Source organism: Lachnospira intestinalis (genome assembly GCF_040095895.1).
GTDB lineage: Bacteria > Bacillota > Clostridia > Lachnospirales > Lachnospiraceae > Lachnospira > Lachnospira intestinalis.
The window spans coordinates 74,751-97,833 of sequence record NZ_JBBMFS010000006.1; the positions used below are offsets into that span (position 1 = coordinate 74,751).

Below are 23,083 nucleotides of genomic sequence, written 5' to 3' on the forward strand. Positions count from 1 at the left end.
GGGTAAAATACTACGGAAAGCATTTTGGACTTATGTATGAAAATGTGGCTATGCACAATGAAAAACGGTGTGTGGCAGATGATTTTTCTGAGAAAGGTACATAAAATGAAAATAATATTGATAATTTTTGCGGTCATTGTATTATTTGTGATAGTATCTTTTGTCCGCCATAACGTGTGCAGTGCAAAGGAGAGGAACTTGCTGACTCCTTTGGGCGAACTTGTAGAAGTCAACGGTCACAACATGAGTGTATATACGGAGGGCGACGGTGACAAAACATTTGTATTTATGTCAGGAAGCGGAACATGCTCGCCTATATTGGATTTTAAGTCACTGTATTCGCTGTTGAGCAATGAGTACAAAATTGCAGTAGTGGAAAAATTCGGCTATGGTTTCAGTGATGTGGTAGATAAAAACAGGGATATTGATACAATATTGAGCGAAACCAGAATGGCGCTTGATAAGGCAGGAATAGAACCGCCGTATGTGCTTTGCCCACATTCAATGTCCGGATTAGAAGCTTTATACTGGGCTCAGAAGTATCCGGAAGAAGTTGAAGCTATTGTCGGTTTGGATATGGCTGTGCCGGACTATTATGATGAAATGAACATCAATATTCCTATAATGAGATTAGGACAGTATTGCGCCGGATTGGGAATTACAAGATGGATACCAAGCCTTGCGGAAAGTAATGCCATCAAATCGGGAACGCTCTCTCAAAAGGAAAAAGAAATTTACAGGGCTATATTTTACCAAAAAACCGCAACTGTAACGATGATTGACGAAGCAAAAGCGGTAAAAAAGAATGCGGGTGTTGTAAAGGAAAAGGGCATCCCACAAGTGCCGATGTTATTGTTTATCTCTGACGGTTCCGGTGGAACAGGTTTTACAAAAGAAAAGTGGAGAAGTATTCCTAAAGAATATATTTCAAACCACAACAACGCAAGTTGTATTGAACTGGACTGTCCTCATTATATTCACGACTACGAATATCAAAGAATAAGTGAAGAAATCAGAAGCTTCATCCGGTGAATTAATAAGGCAATGAGTAAGACCGCTTGTGGTTGATACGGAATGCTCGCAAATTCATTATTTGTCAAATTGGGAAATTAAAAATTAGGGGAAATTGATAATGACAATAGAAGAAATTTTTAGTGATTTATATGATAAATATGATGAAGATTTTAACTGGTATATGATTCCATTAACACAGGCTGACGGAGTATTTGTTACTGAATTGAAAAATGAAATCGGGGAAGACCACTTCTTATATGACAAAAGAATTTGGGCAGCAGCAAAGTGTGAATCGAATGATGATGTGTTATATGTTATTGACAACGGAAGAAATGTGGACATCTACTATATTTTCCATTTGACTTACTCAAAGCATAATCCTGCCGGATTTCCGCGATATGAAGAATTAAAAGATGTATATGCAGTAAAGGCATTTATTGAGCAGTCCATAAAAACAAAGCAGGAGTTTGCGGATTTATAGTATGTAAAACAATTTTGACACCCGGAAAACACAGATGTCAATACACTTTGATAGCAAAAATACTGCTTTGCGATTAACATGAGTATGCAAGGAGGTGACGGAATGGAACTTGGAAAACAAATAAAAATGCATCGTCAGGAAGCAGAGTTATCCCAAGAGGAATTAGCCAATCGTGTTTATGTTTCAAGACAGACAATTTTAAATTGGGAAAACGATAAAAGTTACCCGGATGTGAACAGTTTGGTATTACTGAGTGAAATTTTTCAAATCTCTCTTGATAAGCTAATCAAAGGAGATATTGGTGTTATGAAAGAGGTAATTCAAAAAGAAGAAATTGAAAAAATGAAACGCTACGGAAGAATCTACACTATAATGTTGATTGTGACTGTTGTTTCTGCGGTTCCGCTATTTATGTGGCTTGGTGTCTGGGCATTTATTCCGTGGGGAATCATTTGGGCAATTTCTATGTACTTTGCCTTAAAGATTGAAAAGGTAAAAAAAGATAATGATGTCCAGAGCTATAAAGAAATTGTTGCATTTTCTGAGGGAAAACTTTTGGATGATATTCAAAAGCAATGTGAGATAGGAAAACGTCCATATCAGAAAAATCTTTTAGTTATAGGTAGTATGCTGATAACATTAGCTGTCTGTGTATTAATTGGCTTTCTGATGCACGTCTTTTTGAATTAATAGTGATATTGCGTTTTAAAATTCAGAAGGTCAATTCTAAAATGAGGTTATATACAGCCGCAAATTCAATTGCAAAAAAATACGATTGAATTTACGGCTGTTTTTACATATAATAATTATAATTAATTGGGAAAAATTAAAATTATGTGTGAAACGAGGGGAATAAGTAATAGAATTTGAAGAATTACCATGTGATAAGCAGAAATTAACATTTAATGGTTTAAATTCGGGATTTGAGGAGGAAATATGGCATCAAGCAAGGAATACTTAGAGTTTATTTTAGGGCAGCTATCTGAGTTAGAAGAAATTACTTATCGAGCTATGATGGGAGAATTTATTATTTATTATCGTGGCAAGATTGTAGGCGGTATCTATGATGATAGATTACTTGTTAAACCAGTAAAATCGGCAATTAGTTATATGCCGACAGCTCCGTATGAATTACCCTGTGAGGGAGCAAAAGAGATGTTGTTGGTAGATGAAGTTGATAATAAGGAATTTTTGACAGGCTTGTTTCATGCAATGTATGATGAACTGCCAGCCCCAAAACCGAAAAAGAAGAAATAGACAACTTAACAATTTGTAAAAGAGCATTTCGTTAGATTTTATAGGGGGGAATATTTATGCTAATGAATTATGATGAAAGCATCCGTGCCTGTCAGCATATTGACGGTTGGAAATTTGTAACGAGTTTTTCTGTTGGAGGTTTTGAATGGCTTGGGTTTTCTAAGAAAATTTCAAATAAAATGATTATCATTTCTTCTCAAAAAACTACTATTCTGGATTGTGACAATGGAAAAATTGAAAATTGTATGATTGATTATGATGAAGAAGAACTTATTGCAATTTGTGATAAATTACCGGACGAACAGATTTTAATAGCAGGAGAATACGGTGGAAACTTACCTGATACAACAAATAAGGGCGAAAGGGTTCTTATTCAGAAAACAAAAGAGTATATTACGACTATAACTTTTATTCCTGGTCAAAGTGATGAAATAAAAGTTTATGAAAATTATGGTGCATACATCTGTGGATTTAGCTACGATGGAAAGTATTTTGTTATTGCAAATGATGGAGGAATTATTGTTATAAAGAGATGTTGCTAACTTTTCAATTAGTATGTTAATATAATTTTGGCACTGCCATTCACGGTAGGCGGTTTAGTCGATACCTTCGAGAGGAGGTGAGACTATGGTGACTTATTCAGATATGTTTACATATACATTAGTATTATGTGCAGTCGCAACGCTTGTTGCTTCCATTTGTAATAAAAAGCCCAAAAAATAACCGCCCCAGTCTGGTCAACTAAGCGGTTATTTTTTAATCCTTATTTGTAAAGGCTAAACCGTCTATCGGCAGTGCCTTTTTATATATTCATATTACTCTATTTCTATATTTATGTCAAATTTATATTGAAAATCTGTTTTACAACAAAAACATTTAGACAGTGACAACACCAAAATGTTATAATAAAAGCACATATTATAATGGTAATAATGGGGAGGGAGAAAACATGGACAGAGAAGTAAACGCAATGGGCTACGGGATTTGTATATTTTCCGCAGATACCGTACAGGACTTTTTGAAACGTGAAAAAATCCGGAAAAGAAAGCTGTTAAGTCTTTTACAAAAGGATAAAGAACTTTATTTGTCTACGCAGAAAGAGGGCATTTTAATTGCGTTAGTAGGAATTAATGCGTATAATTACGCAATCCGGCTTGAAGGACGGGACGAGCCGTTTGACGACCGGTGGGTGCAGAAAATAGATTATGACGGATTTAATCTGGAAATTAAAGACGGGCTGTGGATTTCCAATATCCGTCAGCTTGAGCCTTTTGAGCCGAAAATATATCATGAAAAGGAAGAAGAATTTTATACCACGCCGGGACAGTTTGAACCGGTGGAGCGGTACCGCTCGCCATGGGAACGGTGGTATAAGGCGGAAACGGGAAAGGGAGAGCTTGTTAAAATTTATACAGATATCAAATATGATGTCCCTGCCGGAAAATATCTGCTGTCTATCAAAGGTTATGTCCGAAAGGAAAAACAGAAGTACCCTGTTCCGAATTGTGGCTTTTATCTTTCGCTGACGAAAGTGGAAGCATTTGAAGGCTTTAAAAATCCACGGGAAGCAGATGAGTACAATTTTAATATAGGAAGCATGGAGTAAGGCACACATATAATTTGCACAGAGAGAAGGGAAAATATGATATTTAAAACAGCAGGTGACAAATCAAAACCGGCAATATTATTTTTTCATGCAATGGGAGTGACGGGTGACAGCAGTATGCCGGTAGCAGAGTGTCTGGAACAGAAATATTACTGCATTATGCCGACTTCGACAGTATATTGTGCCGGACAAAAATATCGCAGTAAAACAGATGAAATACAGCAGATAATGACATTTTTAAAAGAACAGGGAATCCGTGAGATAGAACTTGTGGTGGCTTCCTCAATCGGCGCAGACCTTGCAATGGCATTTCTAACCAATACACAGATACCCGTAAAACATGTCTTTTTTGACGGCGGGCAGTTTGCACAGATTGGAAAGACATTGAGAAAGATAATGGTTCCGTTCATATATCTGGCAATAAAAAGCATTTACCGGTCAAAAGGAAAAACATTAAAAAAAATCATGTGGTGCGATGATGATAATATAAAGCCGTATTTTATAGAAGCAGGCAGAACGATAACATATGGAAATTTAAAAAGACAGCTTATGGACAGTCTGGAGGATAAAGCATTCCCGGATTTGCCCGAAGAATTACAAAAAAGTACATATTGGGAGTTTGGCAGTGTGGAAGACCATTTAAAATACAGAAATGCCGTTATGCAGACTTATAAATATGGGAACTTTCCGGTTTTTAGCGGATTTAATCATATGCAGTATCAGATTCGTAATTCGAAAGAATTTGCCGAAATGTTGGAATCAATCATAGAAAAGAACGAATTACCGGAGCTGCCATTCCTTTACAAAGCCCCTGTTTCTGTGGGTTTGCAGAAAAAATAAAAAAATCTCAAAAAAAGTTGAAAAAAGTGCTTGACATTTACGCGGTTATCGTATTATAATAACCAAGTCAGTTCACGAGAGAACAAAAACAAACAACACAGCGCAAGCGGTTGTAGCGATTGTTTATCATGAATTTGAATATGGGATCTTAGCTCAGCTGGGAGAGCATCTGCCTTACAAGCAGAGGGTCATAGGTTCGAGCCCTATAGGTCCCATACATGAAAAGAATATGGCGAGATAGCTCAGTTGGCTAGAGCACACGGTTCATACCCGTGGTGTCGGGAGTTCGAGTCTCCCTCTCGCTACTACATGGACACCTTGAACAGAGGTGTCCTTTTTGCATATACAGGGAGAATACCGTAAAACACTGCCAAAGCGGAAATATTTTCACTTGTACAATTCATAGAATAATGGTATTCTTTTACGGGAAAATAAAATGATAGCAGTCAGAAAGGAGAATGAAAATGCGCGTTGGAATGGGGTATGATGTACACAGACTGGTGGAAGACAGAAAGCTGATTATAGGCGGAGTGGAAATTCCGTATGAAAAAGGTCTGCTGGGACATTCTGATGCGGATGTCCTGCTTCATGCGATTATGGACGCACTGCTCGGTGCGGCGGCGCTTGGAGATATTGGAAAGCATTTTCCGGACAACGATGACAGATATAAAGGCATTTCCAGTCTGGAACTGTTAAGACAGGTTGGAAAGCTTTTAGATGAAAAGAATTATGTCATTGAAAATATTGATGCAACGATTATTGCGCAGAAGCCGAAAATGCGTCCGTATATCGATGAAATGCGCAAAAATATTGCAGACACCTTAAAGCTTGACATCGACCGTGTCAATGTAAAGGCAACGACCGAGGAAGGACTTGGCTTTACCGGTACGGGAGAGGGCATTTCTTCCCAGGCGGTTTGCAGCTTAAATGACGTGACTAATTATATCTATGGCGATTCGGATATGACAAATTGTTGTGGCGGATGTGGCGGTTGTTCCGTAAAATAAAGTAACAGCAATCAGACATTGAGGAGTAGACATGGAGTTTTTTAAATATGTAAAACAGGAAATTGCGGTCATAAAGGACAGGGACCCGGCAATAAAATCAACGATGGAAGTGTTTTTATATCCGAGTTTTCATGCAATTTTAAAATATCGCAAGGCGCATAAACTGTACCTGAAAAAGCATTATTACCGCGCGCGCCGCATTTCGCAGAAAACGGCAAGAAAGACCGGTATCGAGATTCATCCGGGCGCCCAGATTGGTGAAGGCCTGTTTATCGACCACGGACATGGCGTGGTTATTGGTGAAACAGCCATTATCGGGGATAATGTAACACTGTATCAGGGGGTAACGCTTGGCGGAACCGGAAAAGAAAGCGGCAAGCGCCACCCGACAGTGGGGAATAACGTATTAATCGGTGCGGGAGCAAAGGTGCTTGGTTCATTTACAATCGGAGATAACTGTAAAATCGGTGCCGGTTCGGTTGTTCTTGAAAATGTGCCGCCGAATTCAACGGTTGTCGGCGTGCCGGGTAAAATCGTCATTCAGAATGATGTACGTGTCAATGACGATTTAGACCAGGTACATCTGCCGGACCCGGTACAGACGGAAATGGACGATTTAAAGAGTGAAAATGCGCGCCTTCGGGTACGTCTTGATAAGTTAGAGAAGGCATTGGAAAGTGTGAAAAATCCATAAATTTAAGATTGTTCACACAACTATTTGTGCCGTAGATGCCACAAATAGATTTATCGCAGGGTTGAATGGATTCAGCCCGCGTACCGCCGACACAAAGCGTCTACGGAAAAGAGGAGCAATAATGAAAATTTATAATACACTGACAAGAAAAAAAGAAGAATTTCAGCCGCTTGAAGAAGGCAAGGTAAAAATGTATGTCTGCGGACCGACCGTATACAACCTGATTCATATCGGAAATGCAAGACCGATGATCTGCTTTGATACGGTAAGAAGATATCTGGAATATAAGGGGTATGATGTCAATTACGTATCCAACTTTACGGATGTCGATGATAAGATTATCAAAAAGGCCAATGAAGAAGGTGTATCTGCCGAAGAAATTTCACAGCGTTATATCGCAGAGTGCAAAAAGGATATGGAAGGCATGAATATCAAGCCTGCCACAACACATCCGCTTGCAACACAGGAAATCGGCGGCATGATTGACATGATTCAGACATTGATTGACAAAGGCTATGCCTACAATGTTAATGGTACGGTTTATTACCGCACCAGAAAGTTTGAGGGCTACGGAAAGCTTTCAAAGAAGAATATTGATGATCTGGAAGCCGGACACAGAGATATCAAGGTTGCCGGAGAATCCGAAAAGGAAGACCCGTTAGACTTCGTATTGTGGAAGCCGAAAAAAGAAGGCGAGCCTTACTGGGAATCACCGTGGAGTGAGGGAAGACCGGGCTGGCATATTGAGTGCTCTGTCATGTCTAAGAAGTATCTGGCAGACGAGATTGATATTCATGCGGGCGGTGAGGATTTGATTTTCCCACACCATGAAAATGAAATTGCCCAGTCAGAAGCTGCAAATGGTGTACCATTTGCAAAATACTGGATGCATAACGCATTTTTAAATATTGACAATAAGAAGATGTCTAAATCTCTCGGTAACTTCTTTACTGTAAGAGATATCAGCAAAGAATACGATTTACAGGTACTGCGTTTCTTTATGTTAAGTGCGCATTACAGAAATCCGATTAATTTCAGCCATGACCTGATGGAATCCGCAAAGAACGGTCTGGATAGAATCGTGACGGCAGTCGGCAATCTGACACACCTTGCGGAAAATGCACAGGCTGGTGCAATGACAGATGAAGAAAAGGCACTGCTTGAAAAGACTGCGGAAATGACAGCGAAATTTGAAGCAGCAATGGAAGATGATTTTAATACGGCAGATGCGATTGCAGCTGTATTTGAACTTGTTAAATTTGCAAATTCCAATTCATCGGCAGACAATACCGCAGAATATCTCAATGCGTTAAAGGCAAAGATTACAGCTTTGACAGATGTACTGGGACTTATAACGGAAAAAGAAGCGGAGATGTTAGATGAAGAAATCGAAAATCTGATTGCACAGCGTCAGCAGGCAAGAAAAGACAGAGATTTTGCAAAAGCAGATGAAATCAGGGATACTCTTTTGGCAAAGGGCATTGTGTTAGAAGATACAAGAGAAGGCGTAAGATGGAAAAGAGCTTAAATTTTGAAGAAAATCTGACACGGAATATCTGGCAGAATTTAGAGCTTGCACAGGTAGAACCACGGCAGTTATCACCCCTGGTGCTTGCCTATATCGGCGACAGCATTTACGACCTTGTGATCCGCACCTATTTAATCAGCCTTGGCAACATGCCGGTCAACAAAATCAACCGGCATGCGTGCAGGCTGGTCAAGGCGGAAACGCAGTCTAAACTGATTGGCATCCTTGAAGAACAGCTGACGGAAAATGAATTGTCAGTCTATAAAAGGGGCAGAAATGCAAAGTCGTATACTTCTGCCAAAAACGCGACAATCGGTGATTACAGACGTGCAACCGGTTTTGAAGCCTTAATGGGATATCTGTATCTGGACGGGCAGTACGACCGACTGACAAAGCTGGTACATACAGGTCTAGAGGCAATCGGGGAATGGGAACACCATAGAATGGAGAAAAAATGAGATATAAAGAATTTATTATAGAGGGCAGAAATGCCGTGCTGGAGGCATTCCGCGCAGGAAAGACCATTGACAAGCTGTTTGTGTTAGACGGCTGTCAGGACGGTCCTGTAAAAAGTATTTTGCGGGAAGCCAAAAAGACGGATACCATTATCAATTTTGTGGATAAAGAACGGCTGGACAGACTGGCAAACAGCGGACATCACCAGGGCGTTGTTGCGCAGGCGGCAGCATATGAATATGCGGAAGTCGAAGATATTTTAAATGCAGCAAAGGAAAAGGGTGAAGCCCCTTTTATTTTTATTCTGGACGAGATTGAAGACCCACACAATCTGGGGGCAATTATCCGTACTGCAAACCTTTGCGGGGCACACGGTGTTATTATTCCGAAGCGCCGTGCCGTGGGACTTACGGCGACCGTAGCAAAGACCTCTGCCGGAGCGGTTAACTATACACCTGTGGCAAAAGTAACCAACATTGCAAAGACCATTGAAGAACTGAAAAAAGAAGGCATGTGGTTTGTGTGTGCCGATATGGACGGACAGACGATGTATGATTTAAACCTTACAGGACCGATTGGACTGGTTATCGGTAATGAAGGTGCGGGAGTGAGCCGTCTTGTAAAAGAAAAATGTGATTTTACGGCATCAATTCCGATGAAGGGCGATATTGATTCGCTGAATGCTTCCGTAGCGGCAGGTGTGCTGGCATATGAGATTGTGCGCCAGCGTTTAAAGGCATAGGTAAAACAGATACTGGCGGAAAAGGTGTAAGCGGATAAAGCCGGATGCCGCTCTGTGTGAAAACGCTTAAAATAAAGCGTATTGGGGAGAATAAAACATGGATTTGAAACAGTGCAGTGATGAAGAATTGATTGTACGGTACCGCGATGGAGATACAGATGCAATGGATTTTATATTTGAACGGTATAAACATCTGGTGCGTAAAAAAGCAAAAGCCATGTTTTTAGCCGGCGGTGATAATGACGATTTGATTCAGGAAGGCATGATTGGGCTATATAAGGCAATCCGGGATTATAATACAGACCGGGAGGCTTCTTTTGCGACCTTTGCAAGTATGTGCATCAATCGTCAGATGATTACGGCGGTGGCGGCATCAAACCGTAAAAAAAATATGCCGCTGAATACCTATGTTTCATATGATATGCCGGCCGGCGGTGATGAAGACAGTGATATGTGTCTTGTTGATATTTTGCAGTCGCAGACAGAGCTAAATCCTGAAAAACTGCTGATAGACAAAGAGCATAACTGGGACTTAAAGAGCCGTTTAAAAGAAGTACTGAGTACCTTTGAACAGCAGGTGCTGACTTATTATCTGGAAGGAATGGACTATACAGCAATTGCAAAAAAAATGCAGAAGCCGCCGAAGTCAGTTGATAATGCCCTGCAACGGATACGCAGTAAAGCGGCCCGTCTGACCTTAGAAAATTAAGTGATTGATGTTTGACAGGAAAAGTAGTATGCTGTTTATAGATAAAAAGTATTGTATGGCGGTGACGGATTTATAGGGGAATTAAGTGCAATGTGATACGGAATGACTGCGCCGCAGGCATCGCAGCAGTTCAGTCTTAAAGGTTGTTAATCAGGGAAATGTCTGCAGAATGGAGTTTACTATGAAAAAATGTTTGAAAAGGGTTATGGCACTTTTTATGACCTCATCACTACTGTTATCAGGGTGCGGTGCAGCAGAAAGTGCAGACGACCGGAAACAGGAAACAGAAGGTACAGAAACGGTAGAGCTTACGGTATGGGGAGAAAAAGATAATACAGCAACGCTTACAAAGATGATAGACAGTTTTAAAGAACAGTATAAGGGACAGGCGGATTTTAATATCACACTTGAAACACAGGCGGATTCAGGGGTAAGAGATGTGATGCTTACAGATGTCCACGGCGGGGCAGATGTATTTTCGTTCCCGGATGACCAGCTTATATCGCTTGTTGCAGGCGGGGTGCTGGTTCCGGTTCCTAATGCAGAAGAAGTGTCGGCAGAGAATATAAAAGAGTCAGTGGATGCTGCAACTCTTAATGGAAAATTATACGGATATCCAATGACGGCAGACAATGGATATTTTATGTATTATAATAAGGACTATTTTACGGAGGAGGATGTAAAGTCGTTGGATAAAATGCTTTCCGTAGCACAGGCAGCGGGAAAGAAAGTGGCGATGGAATTTAATTCGGGCTGGTATCTGTATTCTTTTTTTGGTAATACGGGTCTGAAACTGTCATTGAATGAAGACGGGTTACAAATGCCTGTAACTGGAATGATACATCCGGTGATATAAGAGGTGTTGATATAGAAGAGGCGTTAAAAAGGATTACATCAAATGCCGGTTTTTTAAGCTGCCCGAATGGGGAAATTGCGGACAAGATGAAATCGGGAGAAGTAATAGCCGGTATCAGCGGTGTATGGGATGTTATGAATGCAAAAGAAGCGTGGGGAGCTGACTATGGAGCGTGTAAACTGCCAGCTTATACATGTGCCGGAAGAGAAGTGCAGATGGCTTCATTTACGGGATATAAAATGATGGGTGTCAATGCCTATTCTAAAAATAAAGACTGGGCATGCAAGCTTGCAGACTGGATGACAAATGAAGAAAATCAGAAAATACGTTTTACAGAGCGTAATCAGGGACCGTCAAATATTAATGCAGCTGCTTCACCGGATGTTAAAAAGGTAGCAGCAATACAGGCTGTAATTGACCAGTCAAAGTATGGTACACTCCAGAGGGTTGGAAATAGCTACTGGGATGCCTGTAAATCGTTTGCAGATACGATTCTTAGTGGAAACACAGGTGGTCTTTCGGAACAGGAGCTTATGGATGTGCTTGTAGACGGGATTACGGCGTCAACGGTAAAATAATAACCGGAAAAGCTGTTTTGGGATTACGCATAAGAAAAGAGGGTTTATATGAATAAAAAAAGAACAAGCCTGAAGGCGCTGATACTGGTGCCGGTATTTATATTAGGAATATTATCTGTACTGTCAAATGTTATGGCAGTTAATAATATAAGAAAGGTAAATCGGAATGCTTCACGTATTGCAGATGATTGCATGAACAGCATTTCCGAGCTTTCTGCCATTGAGAACGAAACACAGTCTATACATAAGCTGGGTTTGTCCCATATTATAGCAACGGACCTCAATACAATGATTTCCATTGTTGAAGAAATGCAGACAGAACAGGAAACGTTAGAGCAGGAGCTTGAAGATTACAGAAAATATGTAGAGCCGGAGGATGAAAGCTCCTATGAAATGGTTGTGTCCAATTATGAGACGATGAAGTATGAGCTTGGTAATCTGATGGCATACAGCGCACTTGGGAAAAATACCGAGGCTTATGCACTGGCAAATGGAGTTGTCAGTGAAAGCAGCATGGCAATTCAAAATGAAATTAATGTCATGAAGGAGCATGCGAACACTGCGGCATCTGATGCGCGAGAAAGACTATCGGATGTTTATCTGGGGGCATTGGTAAGCAATGGCATAATTATTGCTATTAGTGTCACGCTTCTTATGGTGGCGTTATACTGTGTAATACGTTTTGTGATTAAACCGATTCTTGCCACGAATAAGGACATTAGGGACATTATCAGCGGAATTGATAAAGGTGAAGGAGATCTGACCAGGAGAGTTGCTGTTTTGTCAAATGATGAAATTGCTGATCTTGGAAATGGTATTAATCTGTTTATGGATAAACTCCAGCAGATACTAAAGATGATTATCGAGAACACGAATCATATGGAGAATGTGGTACGTGAGGTAGGAGAAAGTGTTGCAACGTCAAATGACAGTGCAACAGATTTATCGGCGATGACAGAAGAGCTGTCAGCAACCATGCAGGATGTAGGACATTCGGTCAGTGTTATTAATAATAATACTGAAAATGTACGCGGTGATGTTGAGATGATAGCACACAAGTCCGGTGAAATTAACGAATTCTCAAAAGAGATGAAGGCCAATGCGGATAAGATGGAGAGCGATGCAAGAAATAATATGGATAAAACCAATGAAACCATTGGAATTATATTAGAGGGACTTGGAAAGGCGATTGAAGACAGCCACAGTGTAGGACAGGTAACCAGCCTGACGGATGAAATTTTAAATATATCAAGCCAGACCAACCTGCTTGCATTAAATGCGAGCATTGAAGCAGCGAGAGCCGGCGAGGCAGGAAAAGGTTTTGCAGTTGTAGCGGATGAAATCCGCGGTCTGGCGGATTCAAGCCGTGAAACGGCAAACAGAATCCAGCAGATAAATTCCGTTGTTGTAGCAGCTGTCAATAATCTTTCGGATAATGCCAATGAGCTTGTGGGTTATATACAAAATGCCATATTACCGGAATTCGAAGCATTTGTAGAAAGCGGTGTAAAATATAGGGATAATGCATCCTACATTGAAAATGCAATGCAGGAATTTACGGCAAAGACAGATATGTTAAAGAAAAATATCGATGAAATTGCATTGTCTATCAGTGCCATTACAACAGCAGTGGACGAAGGCGCAGAAGGAATTAATGGAGCTGCAAAAAGCACGCAGAATCTGGTTGAAGATATCGTAAATATCAGTGACAAAATGAATGAAAATAAAGTAATTGCACAGACATTGCAGAAAAGTACACATGTCTTTGCAAACTTCTAAAAAGAGTGTTCTCTGCGGTAATAGTCTTCTACAGGAAGTTTTATCGCAGAGAAAATAAAAAGTTGACTTGACAAATAAAGTGAGGTATAATATTATAGTTCTTGCGTAGAACGCAGGCTGTTGTAGCTCAGTGGCAGAGCACTTCATTGGTAATGAAGAGGTCGGGGGTCCGACTCCCCTCAACAGCTTTATAAAAAGAAAGAAAGACATTGAGCGGATTTTACAAAGTAGTCTGTTCAATGTCTTTTTGTATATTATTTTTGTATTTTATATGAAATAACCGTTGCCTGTACTCCTATAGATGTGGTATTATAACAACGTGTGGTTTTTGGGAAAACAAAAATTTTCCTACAGGCACGATGAATACGTTTTATGCAGGCTGGTAAGAATCAGCGGAATGGAGGAAACTATGGTAAAAGCTATTGTTGGCGCGAACTGGGGTGACGAAGGTAAGGGTAAGATTACAGATATGCTTGCTGAGGAGTCAGATATTATCGTAAGATTCCAGGGAGGAAGCAACGCAGGACATACAATTATTAACGATTATGGTAAGTTTGCACTGCATTTGCTGCCATCAGGTGTTTTCTATAATCATACAACAAGTATTATCGGCAACGGTGTTGCTTTAAATATACCTTATCTGGTAAACGAATTAAAAAGTCTTACAGACAGAAATGTTCCGATGCCTAAGATTTTAGTGTCAGACAGAGCACAGATTCTTATGCCATACCATGTGGATTTTGATACCTATGAAGAAGCAAGACTTGCAGGAAAGTCTTTCGGTTCTACAAAATCCGGTATTGCACCATTCTATTCAGATAAATACGCGAAAATCGGTTTTCAGGTGAGCGAGCTTTTTGAAGAAAAAGACAAGCTGATGGAAAAAATTGAAAATGTCGTAACTTTAAAAAATGTGATGTTAGAGCATCTTTATCATAAGCCGTTACTTAACGCGGAAGATATTTACAATACATTAATGGAATATAAAGAAATGATTAAGCCGTATGTAACAGACACTTCCGCATATCTGCATCAGGCATTAAAGGAAGGCAAGAAGGTTTTATTGGAAGGACAGCTTGGTTCTTTAAAAGACCCTGACCACGGTATTTACCCGATGGTTACATCTTCTTCCACATTAGCACCTTACGGCGCAATCGGCGCAGGTATTCCGGCAAGCTCCATTCAGGATGTTGTAACGGTTGTTAAGGCTTATTCATCAGCAGTCGGTGCCGGTGCATTTGTCAGTGAAATCTTCGGAGAAGAAGCGGACGAATTAAGAAAGCGCGGCGGTGATGGCGGTGAATTCGGTGCGACAACAGGACGACCAAGACGTATGGGATGGTTTGATGCCGTTGCAACACGTTATGGTGTCAGAATGCAGGGAACAACAGAAGTTGCATTGACTGTTATTGATGTATTAGGTTATTTAGATGAAATCCCGATGTGTGTCGGATATGAAATTGACGGTAAGGTGACAAAGGATTTCCCGACAACTGCACAGCTTGAAAAAGCAAAGCCGGTATTAAAGACATTCCCTGGCTGGAAGTCAGACATCAGAGGTATTACAAAGTATGAAGACCTTCCGGAAGCATGTAGAAATTATATCGAAGCCATTGAACAGGAAATTGAAGCACCGATTACAATGGTATCAAACGGACCGGGAAGACATGAAATTATTCACAGAGTAAGCAGTTATTCAAAGTAAAATAAATTGCAAAAAGGGGCTGTCACATGAAGAAATATGAAAATATTTCAACCGTGTGACAGCCGTATCCTTTTAATCGTCGGATTTGTGGGAGAGAATACGGTATACGAGCATCATGGCATAAATCACGATTGGAAAGATAATATCCGTAAAAATCAGACCGTTAAACAGTGTACGGGCAGAATCTGTATTGATAAAAGCTGTAATCAGTGTTACAAGCAGTAAAAGCCCCCATGCAATGACAGCAGTGAGTGCGGCAATGCGTTTGATTTTTTTCATTGTATCATCCTTTCTAGGTAATTATGATTTATTTAGTGTAACATAAAGTGAAAGAGAAAAAAAGAAGTCATTCAGAATATGAAATGGTGGAATGGAGATTAGTGTGAAAATATGCTATTAAGCATATTTTTCACACAGCACTTTGTGCCGCAGGCGCCACAAAGTCGCTTTTTATCGCAGAGCCAAATAAGATTTGGCTCGCGATTCCTCCGGCATTAAAATGCCTGCGGAATAGAGAATAGTGTGAAAAATAACGCTGATGCGCTTATTTTTCACACTGCTATTTGTTTCTGAGCGAAAACAAATAGCCATGATTGCAGATGAGAAATCGCCTACGCGAATTTCTCATCGCATCTTCGCGACAAGTCGCTCAGAAATGGAGATTATTATGATAAAAAATGTTTTAGAGTATCTGGAGCAGTCTGCGGCAAAATCGCCGGATAAAACAGCGGTGGCAGATGAACATAATGCCTTTACCTATCAGGAACTGCTGGACAATGCGCAGAGAGTGGGTGCGGTACTGCAAAAGGAAACACCGGTGCGTACCGCAGTTCCGGTTTACATGGAAAAGAGCTGTAATGCATTGGCAGCATTTATGGGAGCGGCAAAGGCAGGCTGCTTTTACTGCCTGTTAGACCCCACACAGCCTGTAGAACGTATCCAGATGATTCTTGCAACACTGGGTGCAGAAATTATGATTATAGATGAAAAGTCTGCAAAGAAGCAGGAAAAGTTAGGATTTTCCGGTAAAGTATTAAAGATTGAAGAATTACTGGAACATACACCAGACGAAAAAGAAATGAAGCAGCTTGATATCATCCGTGAAAATGCGCTGGATATTGATCCACTGTATTCGATTTTTACTTCCGGCTCAACTGGTGTGCCAAAGGGGGTTATTGTAAACCACCGTTCAGTTATTGACTTTATTGACTGCTTTACAGATACGTTCCACATTACGGAAAATGATGTCATCGGCAATCAGGCGCCGTTTGACTTTGACGTATCGGTAAAGGATATTTATTCAACCTTAAAGACCGGTGCAACGATGCAGATTATTCCAAAGAAGCTGTTTTCATTTCCGATGCCGCTGATGGATTATCTGGACGACAGAAAGGTGACAACCCTGATTTGGGCGGTATCGGCACTCTGTATTGTAACGACCTTAAAAGGCTTTGACTATAAAAGACCGGGGTGCATTAACAAAGTTATTTTCTCCGGAGAGGTTATGCCGGTGAAGCACTTAAATATCTGGCGGGAAACGTATCCGGAAGCCATGTTTGTCAATGTGTACGGTCCGACAGAAATTACCTGTAACTGCACCTATTACATCGTAGACCGTGAGTTTGCACTCGATGAAACACTGCCAATGGGAAAAGCGTTTCCGAATGAACGCGTCTTTTTATTAGATGACAATGACAATCTGATTACGCCGGATATGCCGGATACAACCGGTGAAATTTGTGTATCGGGTACGGCGGTGACACTTGGATATTATAATAACAGGGAAAAGACGGATCAGGCATTTGTACAGAATCCGTTAAATGACAAATACAACGAAATTATTTACCGTACAGGTGATTTGGGCTATTACAGCAAGGCGGGCGAGCTTTATTTTTCATCACGCAAGGATTTTCAGATTAAGCATATGGGACACCGCATTGAGCTGGGTGAAATTGATATGGCAATCAACGCGGTGGAAGGCTGCGTGCGTGCCTGCTGTATCTTTGACAAAGACAACAATAAGATTATCGGATTCTATGAAGGAACACCGGATAAGAAGACGATTACCCATGAGCTGATGAAAAAGCTTCCAAAGTTTATGATTCCGCAGGAATTTGTTCAGGTGGCATCCATGCCGGTTACAAAAAACGGTAAGATTGACAGAAATGCCTTGATGGAGGGAAGAAAAAATGCTTGAGATTGCTAAAATTGTAGAACTGGCAAAGGAACATGCCACGCCGATGTATCTTTTTGATTTGGACGAATTACAGTCCAGAGTACAGGCAATGAAAGAAATTTTAGGAGAAGACATCCGGCTTTGTTATGCGATGAAAGCCAATCCGTTTCTGGTAGACAGCATGAAGCAGGCAGTTCACAAGTTTGAAGTCTGTTCACCCGGAGAATTTGCAATCTGTGAAAGAGAGCAGGTCGCAATGGCTGATATTGTACTTTCGGGTGTCAATAAAGAAAAAGCAGATATTCTTCATGTGATGAAGGACTGCGGCGGCGTGGGTGTGTATACAATCGAATCCCGTACCCAGTTAGAACTGCTTCAGGCATGCGCAAAAGAAACGAATCTGACAATCCGCGCACTGATCCGCGTGACAAGCGGCAACCAGTTCGGTGTTGACGAATCAGAACTGGAAGATATTATTGCAAACCGCACACAGTACCCGAATATTGACTTTTACGGTATCCAGTGTTATACAGGCACGCAGAAGAAAAAGATGAAACAGATTGAAGAAGAACTGACACATTTAGACGGATTGTGCGACAGCCTGAAAGAAAAGTACGGCTGGATGGCAAAGGAATTCGAATACGGACCGGGGCTTTTAGTTTCTTACTTCGGAGAAGAAGCATTAAATGACGGATTTGACGAATTAAAGGAATTCGCGGCGCTTCTTGCACCAATCCGCGGCAAATATGAAATTACGCTTGAAATGGGACGTTTTATCGCAGCTTCCTGTGGTGTGTTTGTTTCATCGGTAGTGGATTTAAAGACGAATAAAGAGCAGAATTACTGTATTATTGATGGCGGAATCAACCATATTAATTACTATGGTCAGACTATGGCAATGAAGATTCCGGCATATACTTATGTAAAGGCAGACGGCAGCATAACGGCAGGCTTTGACATGGCAGCACGCAGGAAGCTTGCACAAGCCGGAGCAACCGAGAAATGGACAATCTGCGGCTCACTGTGTACGGTCGGTGATGTCATTGTAAAAAATCTGCCGGTAGTAAAGCCTGAAATCGGGGATCTGATACTATTCTATAATATCGGTGCATATTCTGTGACAGAGGGAATTTACCTGTTTTTAAGCAGAAGAATGCCAAAGATTGTGGCGTACTCAAAAAAGGAAAAAGCCGTTGTATACAGAGATGTCATGGCATCGGACACAATAAATTCACGGATGAGCCTGGTACGGAAATAAAAAAGGTACTTGACGAACATAGTGATGTGTTGTATTTTAAATTCGATACAGACAGCAGGTCTGTAAAAAAAGGAATGAATTTGAAAACAGAAAGGTTAGGTTTTACAGATGGATCAGTTAATGGAAATTTTAACAGAGGTTAATGCAGATGTAGATTTTGAAACATGTGATACACTTATTGATGACGGGATTTTAGATTCTTTTGATATTGTATCTATTGTTGGTGAATTAAACGATACATTTGATATCGATATCACACCGGCAGATATTGTTCCGGAAAATTTCAATTCTGCAGAAGCAATGTGGGATATGATTCAGAGACTTCAGGATCTTTAAGATTAATTTTATTTGATATCTTGAAAATGTGTGTTATAATATTGATATAGGAGCAGTCCAAGGGTATTTTTAAGGAAGGTGGTTTGTATGTCATCTATTTCATTTTATAATTCAGAGTCCATTAATATGCTGCTTTCATCCGGTTCAACGACCAGAAAAAGCAACAGTATTTTTGGCAGTCAGGGTTACGCATTTTCAGGGATTGATTTATCCACATTGTCATCAATCCGGAATGGCTCTTATCACAAGCTGTTAAAGTCTTATTATGAAAAAGAGGACAATGACGGCACAACGGCGGATAGGACCAATAAGAAAGACACAACGGCGGATACGGCATCACAGAAGTTAAACGGCGCAGCAGTCCGTGATAAAGCGGCCGATGTGGTGGATTCCGTATCTGATTTAAAGAAGACGGCACTCTGGGAGAAAAAGAGTGTAACGGATAAAGAAGGCAATACCACAAAGGAATATGATACCGATGCGATTTATAAAGCTGTATCAGACTTTGTTTCCAATTATAATTCGCTGGTAGAAAAGACGGGTAAGTCTGACGATAACAGCGTATTAAGAAATGCATCTTCCATGGTAAGCTATACAAAGGCAAATCAGTCATTGTTGAAGAGTATAGGCATTACAATCGGAAGTGACAATAAGCTGTCTGTAGATGCAGAAAAGTTCAAACAGTCAGATATGGCAGTTGTAAAATCTACATTTACAGGAAGCAGTTCTTTTGGACAGACTGTATCAAGAAGTGCTTCATCGCTTTACTCGTCTGCTGTTTCGCAGATTGCAAAGCTGGATTCAGCGACAACATATTCAAGCACGGGTTCATATTCTTATGTAACCAGTGCAACCTATAACAAATACTTATAATACACGAGAGGCAGGAAAAAGATAAGCATGGCATTACTTGAAACATGGCGTAAGTTAGCATATGAAACAGAGATGAATCAGAATCAGGCGACGGAATTCTGGAACAGTTATTTTGTACAGGAAAAGGCAATTTATGAGCAGATTCTTGCAACACCGGATGCACCGGTATCCGGCACAGTAAAAGAACTGGCTGATAAGTTTGGTGTAGAAGTATTAATGATGACAGGATTCCTTGATGGTATCAATGACAGTTTAAAGAATCCGAATCCGATTGAAACAATGGAAGAAGATACGGCGGTCAGTCTTGATTACGATAAGGAAAAGCTTTACTATAACATGGTTGGCTGCAAGGCAGACTGGTTATATGAGCTTCCTGCATGGGACAATCTTCTTTCAGAAGAAGAAAGAAAGGCACTTTACAAGAAGCAGAAGCTTTCAGGAACAGTTGTCAAGGCAAAGAAAATCGGAAGAAATGATCCATGTCCTTGCGGCAGCGGCAAAAAGTACAAGAAGTGCTGTGGAAAGAACGCGTAATAGCAGGTAATACAGAAAAGCGGAATGCGGGATTGTTGTGTGAAAGCATATCAGTTCCGCATTTTTAAAATGGAGGGATACAATGCAGGCATATACAGGATTTGCGTATGTTTATGATGAATATATGGATAATATTCCTTATGAGGAATGGTGTGAATATTTAGTGGAGCGGTTAAAGGAACAGGGCGTTACACCGGATATGGAAATTGCTGATTTAGGCTGCGGAACGGGTACGGTGACACAGCTTTTAGATAAGGCGGGATACAGTTGTGTCGGTATTGACAATGCGCCGGATATGCTTACGATTGCCGCAGAAAAACTCTATGAGAGCGGACAGGAAATCGTCTATAGTTTACAGGATATGCGCGATTTTGAACTGCCGTATGAGGTTGATGCCATGGTGAGCATTGCGGATTCCATGAATTATATTACCAGCAAAGAGGATATTACATCGGTTTTTGAGTGCGTAAAAAAAGGCTTAAAGCCGGGTGGTGTATTTATCTTTGATTTAAAGACGATTCATTTTTTCAGGGATGTCCTTGCGGAAAATACGTATGCGGAAAACCGTGACGATTCTGCCTTTATCTGGGATAACTACTATGATGAGGAAACACGCAATAACGAATATGACCTTGCGGTGTTTATCAAAAATGAAGATGAAAGCTTTATCCGTTACGAGGAAAATCATTTCCAGCATGGATTTTATATGGAAGAAGTACTGGAAGCGGCAGAAACGGCAGGCTTGGAAGTTGAAGCCGTCTATGATGCATTTACAACCGATGCACCGAAGGAAGACAGTGAGAGGTTATACTACATATTAAGACGCCGGTGCGCAGCACGGAGCAATCCGTAGGCGGCTTAGTTGGGGCTTTTGCCTCAACATCAAAAAGTTAATAATAAGAGGAGAATAGTGTGAAAAATAACGCTGATGCGCTTATTTTTCACACGGCTATTTGTTTCTGAGCGAAAACAAATAGCCATGATTGCAGATGAGAAATCGCCTGCGCGAATTTCTCATCGCAACTTCGCGACAAAGTCGCTCAGAAATGAGGATTATAATGAAAGATTATATTGTAAGAGCGATTGCGGCAGACGGACAGATTCGTGCTTTTGCTGCAACGACAAAAAATATGGTAGAAGAAGCGCGTACCCGTCACAATATGAGTCCGATTGCGACAACGGCACTGGGCAGACTGATGACAGGCGGTGCAATGATGGGAACAATGATGAAAAGTGATGCGGACGTGCTTACCATTCAGATTAAGGGTAACGGCCCTATCGGACAGATGACCGTGACTGCCGATGCAAAGGGCAGGGTGAAAGGATTTGTGGCAAATCCTGAGGTCATGCTTCCGTTAAAGGACGGTAAGTTAGATGTAGCAGGAGCAGTTGGAATCGGTGTGTTAAGTGTTATTAAAGACATCGGTTTAAAAGAGCCGTATGTCGGTGATACAATTTTAATTACCAGTGAAATTGCAGATGATTTAACATACTATTTTGCAACGAGTGAACAGGTGCCATCTTCTGTCGGACTGGGTGTGCTGATGAATAAGGACAACACTGTGCATGAAGCAGGCGGATTTATTATCCAGCTGATGCCGGATGCAACCGAAGAACTCATTGACAAGCTCGAGCAGCGTATTAAGGAAATTACTTCCGTTACGGAAATGTTAGAGCAGGGCATGACACCGGAAGAAATTTTAAATCACATTTTAGGGGATATGAACCTTGAAATTTTAGATACTGTACCGACGGAATTTTACTGTAACTGTTCAAAAGACAGAGTCAGTAAAGCAGTTATGAGTATCGGTGCAGAAGAATTACAGAAAATGATTGATGATGACAAGCCGATTGAAGTCAACTGTCATTTCTGCAACAGCCACTATACCTTTACAGTGGAAGAATTAAAGCAGATGTTAGAAGCGGTGCGCAGATAAAAAGTAATAGAAATGAGGAGAAACTTGAAGAATATTATTTTGATAGGAATGCCCGGAAGCGGTAAAAGTACCATTGGGGTTGTGCTGGCAAAAAAGATGGGATACCAATTTATCGATTCAGATATTGTAATTCAGCAAAAGTACGCAAAGACCTTGGAACAGTTGATTGATGAACACTCAGATGCAGGATTTATTCAGATTGAAAATGATGTGAATAAAGAAATTAAAGCGGAACATACAGTCATTGCAACCGGCGGCAGCGTGGTGTACGGCAGGGAAGCCATGGAACATTTTAAAAAGACCGGTGTAGTTGTATACTTAAAAGTGCCGGAAGAAGAATTAAAAAAACGTCTTGGCAGCTTAAAAGAACGCGGTGTGGTTTCAAACGGCAAGGCAACTATTGCAGAGATTTTTGAAGATAGAAAGGCATTGTATGAGCAGTATGCGGACATTACCGTGACCTGTGCAAATGAAATGCTTCGTTATTCTGTAGAAGATGTTTATGCGAAAATCAACGCGTATTTTGCTGAAAACTACGTTACAAAAGAATAAAAATATGGTATCATAGTCAGGGACATACGTGAGTAGTGTGAAAAAGCCTTAAATCAAAGCTTTTTCACACAGCATTTGTGCCGCAGGCGTCACAAAGTCGCTTTTTATCGCAGAGCCTGATAAAATCAGGCTCGCGGTTCCTCCGGCATTAAAATGCCTGCGGAA

26 protein-coding genes and 3 tRNA genes are annotated in these 23,083 nt (G+C 40.7%); 28 read left to right on the forward strand and 1 reads right to left on the reverse strand.

Going from position 1 to position 23,083, the window contains the following annotated elements; translation table 11 throughout:
* Window positions 1-198 precede the first annotated feature (198 nt).
* The 20 genes from WMO37_RS08470 to WMO37_RS08565 all read left to right on the forward strand — a co-directional run bounded on the left by WMO37_RS08470 (window position 199) and on the right by WMO37_RS08565 (window position 15,252).
* Window positions 199-1,032 carry an alpha/beta hydrolase gene (locus WMO37_RS08470; RefSeq protein WP_227089081.1) on the forward strand — a complete coding sequence of 278 codons (834 nt, stop codon included), beginning with the start codon at window positions 199-201 and terminating at the stop codon, window positions 1,030-1,032.
* 100 nt (window positions 1,033-1,132) lie between these two features.
* Window positions 1,133-1,495, forward strand: coding sequence for a hypothetical protein (locus tag WMO37_RS08475; protein ID WP_349154787.1), 363 nt, complete (start codon window positions 1,133-1,135; stop codon window positions 1,493-1,495).
* 102 nt (window positions 1,496-1,597) lie between these two features.
* Complete coding sequence (locus WMO37_RS08480) at window positions 1,598-2,185, forward strand: helix-turn-helix domain-containing protein (protein WP_349154788.1); 588 nt, start codon at window positions 1,598-1,600, stop codon at window positions 2,183-2,185.
* 246 nt (window positions 2,186-2,431) lie between these two features.
* The gene (locus tag WMO37_RS08485) at window positions 2,432-2,752 is read left to right on the forward strand and encodes a TfoX/Sxy family protein (RefSeq protein WP_349154789.1); all 321 of its coding nucleotides are present in this window, start codon (window positions 2,432-2,434) and stop codon (window positions 2,750-2,752) included.
* A 62-nt stretch (window positions 2,753-2,814) separates the two neighbouring features.
* Window positions 2,815-3,294, forward strand: a complete 480-nt coding sequence (locus WMO37_RS08490) for a hypothetical protein (protein ID WP_227089083.1) — start codon at window positions 2,815-2,817, stop codon at window positions 3,292-3,294.
* 407 nt (window positions 3,295-3,701) lie between these two features.
* Window positions 3,702-4,358 carry a hypothetical protein gene (locus WMO37_RS08495; protein ID WP_349154790.1) on the forward strand — a complete coding sequence of 219 codons (657 nt, stop codon included), beginning with the start codon at window positions 3,702-3,704 and terminating at the stop codon, window positions 4,356-4,358.
* 36 nt (window positions 4,359-4,394) lie between these two features.
* A complete protein-coding gene (locus tag WMO37_RS08500; RefSeq protein WP_349154791.1) occupies window positions 4,395-5,198 on the forward strand; it encodes a hypothetical protein in 804 nt (267 codons plus the stop codon).
* 142 nt (window positions 5,199-5,340) lie between these two features.
* Window positions 5,341-5,413 (forward strand) — tRNA-Val (locus WMO37_RS08505).
* Window positions 5,414-5,429: 16 nt separating this feature from the next.
* A tRNA-Met gene (locus WMO37_RS08510) sits at window positions 5,430-5,503 on the forward strand.
* 159 nt (window positions 5,504-5,662) lie between these two features.
* Window positions 5,663-6,205: a 2-C-methyl-D-erythritol 2,4-cyclodiphosphate synthase gene (gene ispF / locus WMO37_RS08515; protein WP_022433029.1), complete on the forward strand. Its 543-nt coding sequence runs from the start codon at window positions 5,663-5,665 to the stop codon at window positions 6,203-6,205.
* A 31-nt stretch (window positions 6,206-6,236) separates the two neighbouring features.
* Window positions 6,237-6,899 (forward strand): serine O-acetyltransferase EpsC, encoded by a 663-nt coding sequence (gene epsC / locus WMO37_RS08520; protein WP_349154792.1) that lies wholly within the window; start codon window positions 6,237-6,239, stop codon window positions 6,897-6,899.
* A 121-nt stretch (window positions 6,900-7,020) separates the two neighbouring features.
* On the forward strand, window positions 7,021-8,427 hold the full coding sequence (gene cysS, locus WMO37_RS08525; protein ID WP_349154793.1) for a cysteine--tRNA ligase: 1,407 nt from the start codon (window positions 7,021-7,023) through the stop codon (window positions 8,425-8,427).
* A complete protein-coding gene (locus tag WMO37_RS08530) occupies window positions 8,412-8,885 on the forward strand; it encodes a Mini-ribonuclease 3 (RefSeq protein ID WP_022433026.1) in 474 nt (157 codons plus the stop codon). The genes cysS and WMO37_RS08530 overlap by 16 nt, the downstream gene beginning before the upstream one ends.
* Window positions 8,882-9,625: a 23S rRNA (guanosine(2251)-2'-O)-methyltransferase RlmB gene (rlmB, locus tag WMO37_RS08535; protein WP_227089086.1), complete on the forward strand. Its 744-nt coding sequence runs from the start codon at window positions 8,882-8,884 to the stop codon at window positions 9,623-9,625. Before WMO37_RS08530 ends, rlmB begins: the two co-directional genes overlap by 4 nt.
* A 97-nt stretch (window positions 9,626-9,722) precedes the next feature.
* Window positions 9,723-10,334 carry an RNA polymerase sporulation sigma factor SigH gene (gene sigH / locus WMO37_RS08540; protein ID WP_349154794.1) on the forward strand — a complete coding sequence of 204 codons (612 nt, stop codon included), beginning with the start codon at window positions 9,723-9,725 and terminating at the stop codon, window positions 10,332-10,334.
* Window positions 10,335-10,515: 181 nt separating this feature from the next.
* Window positions 10,516-11,190: an extracellular solute-binding protein gene (locus tag WMO37_RS08545; protein WP_349154795.1), complete on the forward strand. Its 675-nt coding sequence runs from the start codon at window positions 10,516-10,518 to the stop codon at window positions 11,188-11,190.
* Between the two features lie 74 nt (window positions 11,191-11,264).
* The gene (locus tag WMO37_RS08550) at window positions 11,265-11,768 is read left to right on the forward strand and encodes an extracellular solute-binding protein (RefSeq protein ID WP_349154831.1); all 504 of its coding nucleotides are present in this window, start codon (window positions 11,265-11,267) and stop codon (window positions 11,766-11,768) included.
* Window positions 11,769-11,816: 48 nt separating this feature from the next.
* Window positions 11,817-13,547: a methyl-accepting chemotaxis protein gene (locus tag WMO37_RS08555; protein ID WP_349154796.1), complete on the forward strand. Its 1,731-nt coding sequence runs from the start codon at window positions 11,817-11,819 to the stop codon at window positions 13,545-13,547.
* Window positions 13,548-13,663: 116 nt separating this feature from the next.
* Window positions 13,664-13,735: transfer RNA gene (locus WMO37_RS08560), tRNA-Thr, on the forward strand.
* 221 nt (window positions 13,736-13,956) lie between these two features.
* On the forward strand, window positions 13,957-15,252 hold the full coding sequence (locus tag WMO37_RS08565; protein ID WP_022433021.1) for an adenylosuccinate synthase: 1,296 nt from the start codon (window positions 13,957-13,959) through the stop codon (window positions 15,250-15,252).
* 72 nt (window positions 15,253-15,324) lie between these two features.
* Here the strand turns inward: WMO37_RS08565 and WMO37_RS08570 are convergent, their stop codons facing one another.
* The gene (locus WMO37_RS08570) at window positions 15,325-15,531 is read right to left on the reverse strand and encodes a hypothetical protein (protein WP_022433020.1); all 207 of its coding nucleotides are present in this window, start codon (window positions 15,529-15,531) and stop codon (window positions 15,325-15,327) included.
* A 388-nt stretch (window positions 15,532-15,919) separates the two neighbouring features.
* Here WMO37_RS08570 and WMO37_RS08575 point away from each other — a divergent pair, with 388 nt between their 5' ends.
* From WMO37_RS08575 to WMO37_RS08610, 8 genes are all read left to right on the forward strand, one after another.
* Window positions 15,920-17,449: an amino acid adenylation domain-containing protein gene (locus WMO37_RS08575; RefSeq protein WP_349154797.1), complete on the forward strand. Its 1,530-nt coding sequence runs from the start codon at window positions 15,920-15,922 to the stop codon at window positions 17,447-17,449.
* On the forward strand, window positions 17,442-18,686 hold the full coding sequence (locus WMO37_RS08580; protein WP_349154798.1) for an alanine racemase: 1,245 nt from the start codon (window positions 17,442-17,444) through the stop codon (window positions 18,684-18,686). Before WMO37_RS08575 ends, WMO37_RS08580 begins: the two co-directional genes overlap by 8 nt.
* Before the next feature lie 108 nt (window positions 18,687-18,794).
* Window positions 18,795-19,022, forward strand: a complete 228-nt coding sequence (locus tag WMO37_RS08585) for a phosphopantetheine-binding protein (protein ID WP_022433017.1) — start codon at window positions 18,795-18,797, stop codon at window positions 19,020-19,022.
* Between the two features lie 87 nt (window positions 19,023-19,109).
* Entirely contained in the window at window positions 19,110-19,895 is a 786-nt protein-coding gene (locus WMO37_RS08590; protein ID WP_349154799.1) for a flagellar filament capping protein FliD, read from the forward strand.
* Window positions 19,896-19,922: 27 nt separating this feature from the next.
* The gene (locus WMO37_RS08595) at window positions 19,923-20,429 is read left to right on the forward strand and encodes an SEC-C metal-binding domain-containing protein (protein WP_022433015.1); all 507 of its coding nucleotides are present in this window, start codon (window positions 19,923-19,925) and stop codon (window positions 20,427-20,429) included.
* Window positions 20,430-20,511: 82 nt separating this feature from the next.
* Window positions 20,512-21,282, forward strand: coding sequence for a class I SAM-dependent DNA methyltransferase (locus tag WMO37_RS08600; protein WP_349154800.1), 771 nt, complete (start codon window positions 20,512-20,514; stop codon window positions 21,280-21,282).
* Between the two features lie 205 nt (window positions 21,283-21,487).
* Window positions 21,488-22,366 carry an Hsp33 family molecular chaperone HslO gene (gene hslO / locus WMO37_RS08605; RefSeq protein ID WP_227089093.1) on the forward strand — a complete coding sequence of 293 codons (879 nt, stop codon included), beginning with the start codon at window positions 21,488-21,490 and terminating at the stop codon, window positions 22,364-22,366.
* 24 nt (window positions 22,367-22,390) lie between these two features.
* Entirely contained in the window at window positions 22,391-22,918 is a 528-nt protein-coding gene (locus tag WMO37_RS08610; RefSeq protein ID WP_349154801.1) for a shikimate kinase, read from the forward strand.
* The last annotated feature ends 165 nt before the right edge of the window (window positions 22,919-23,083 follow it).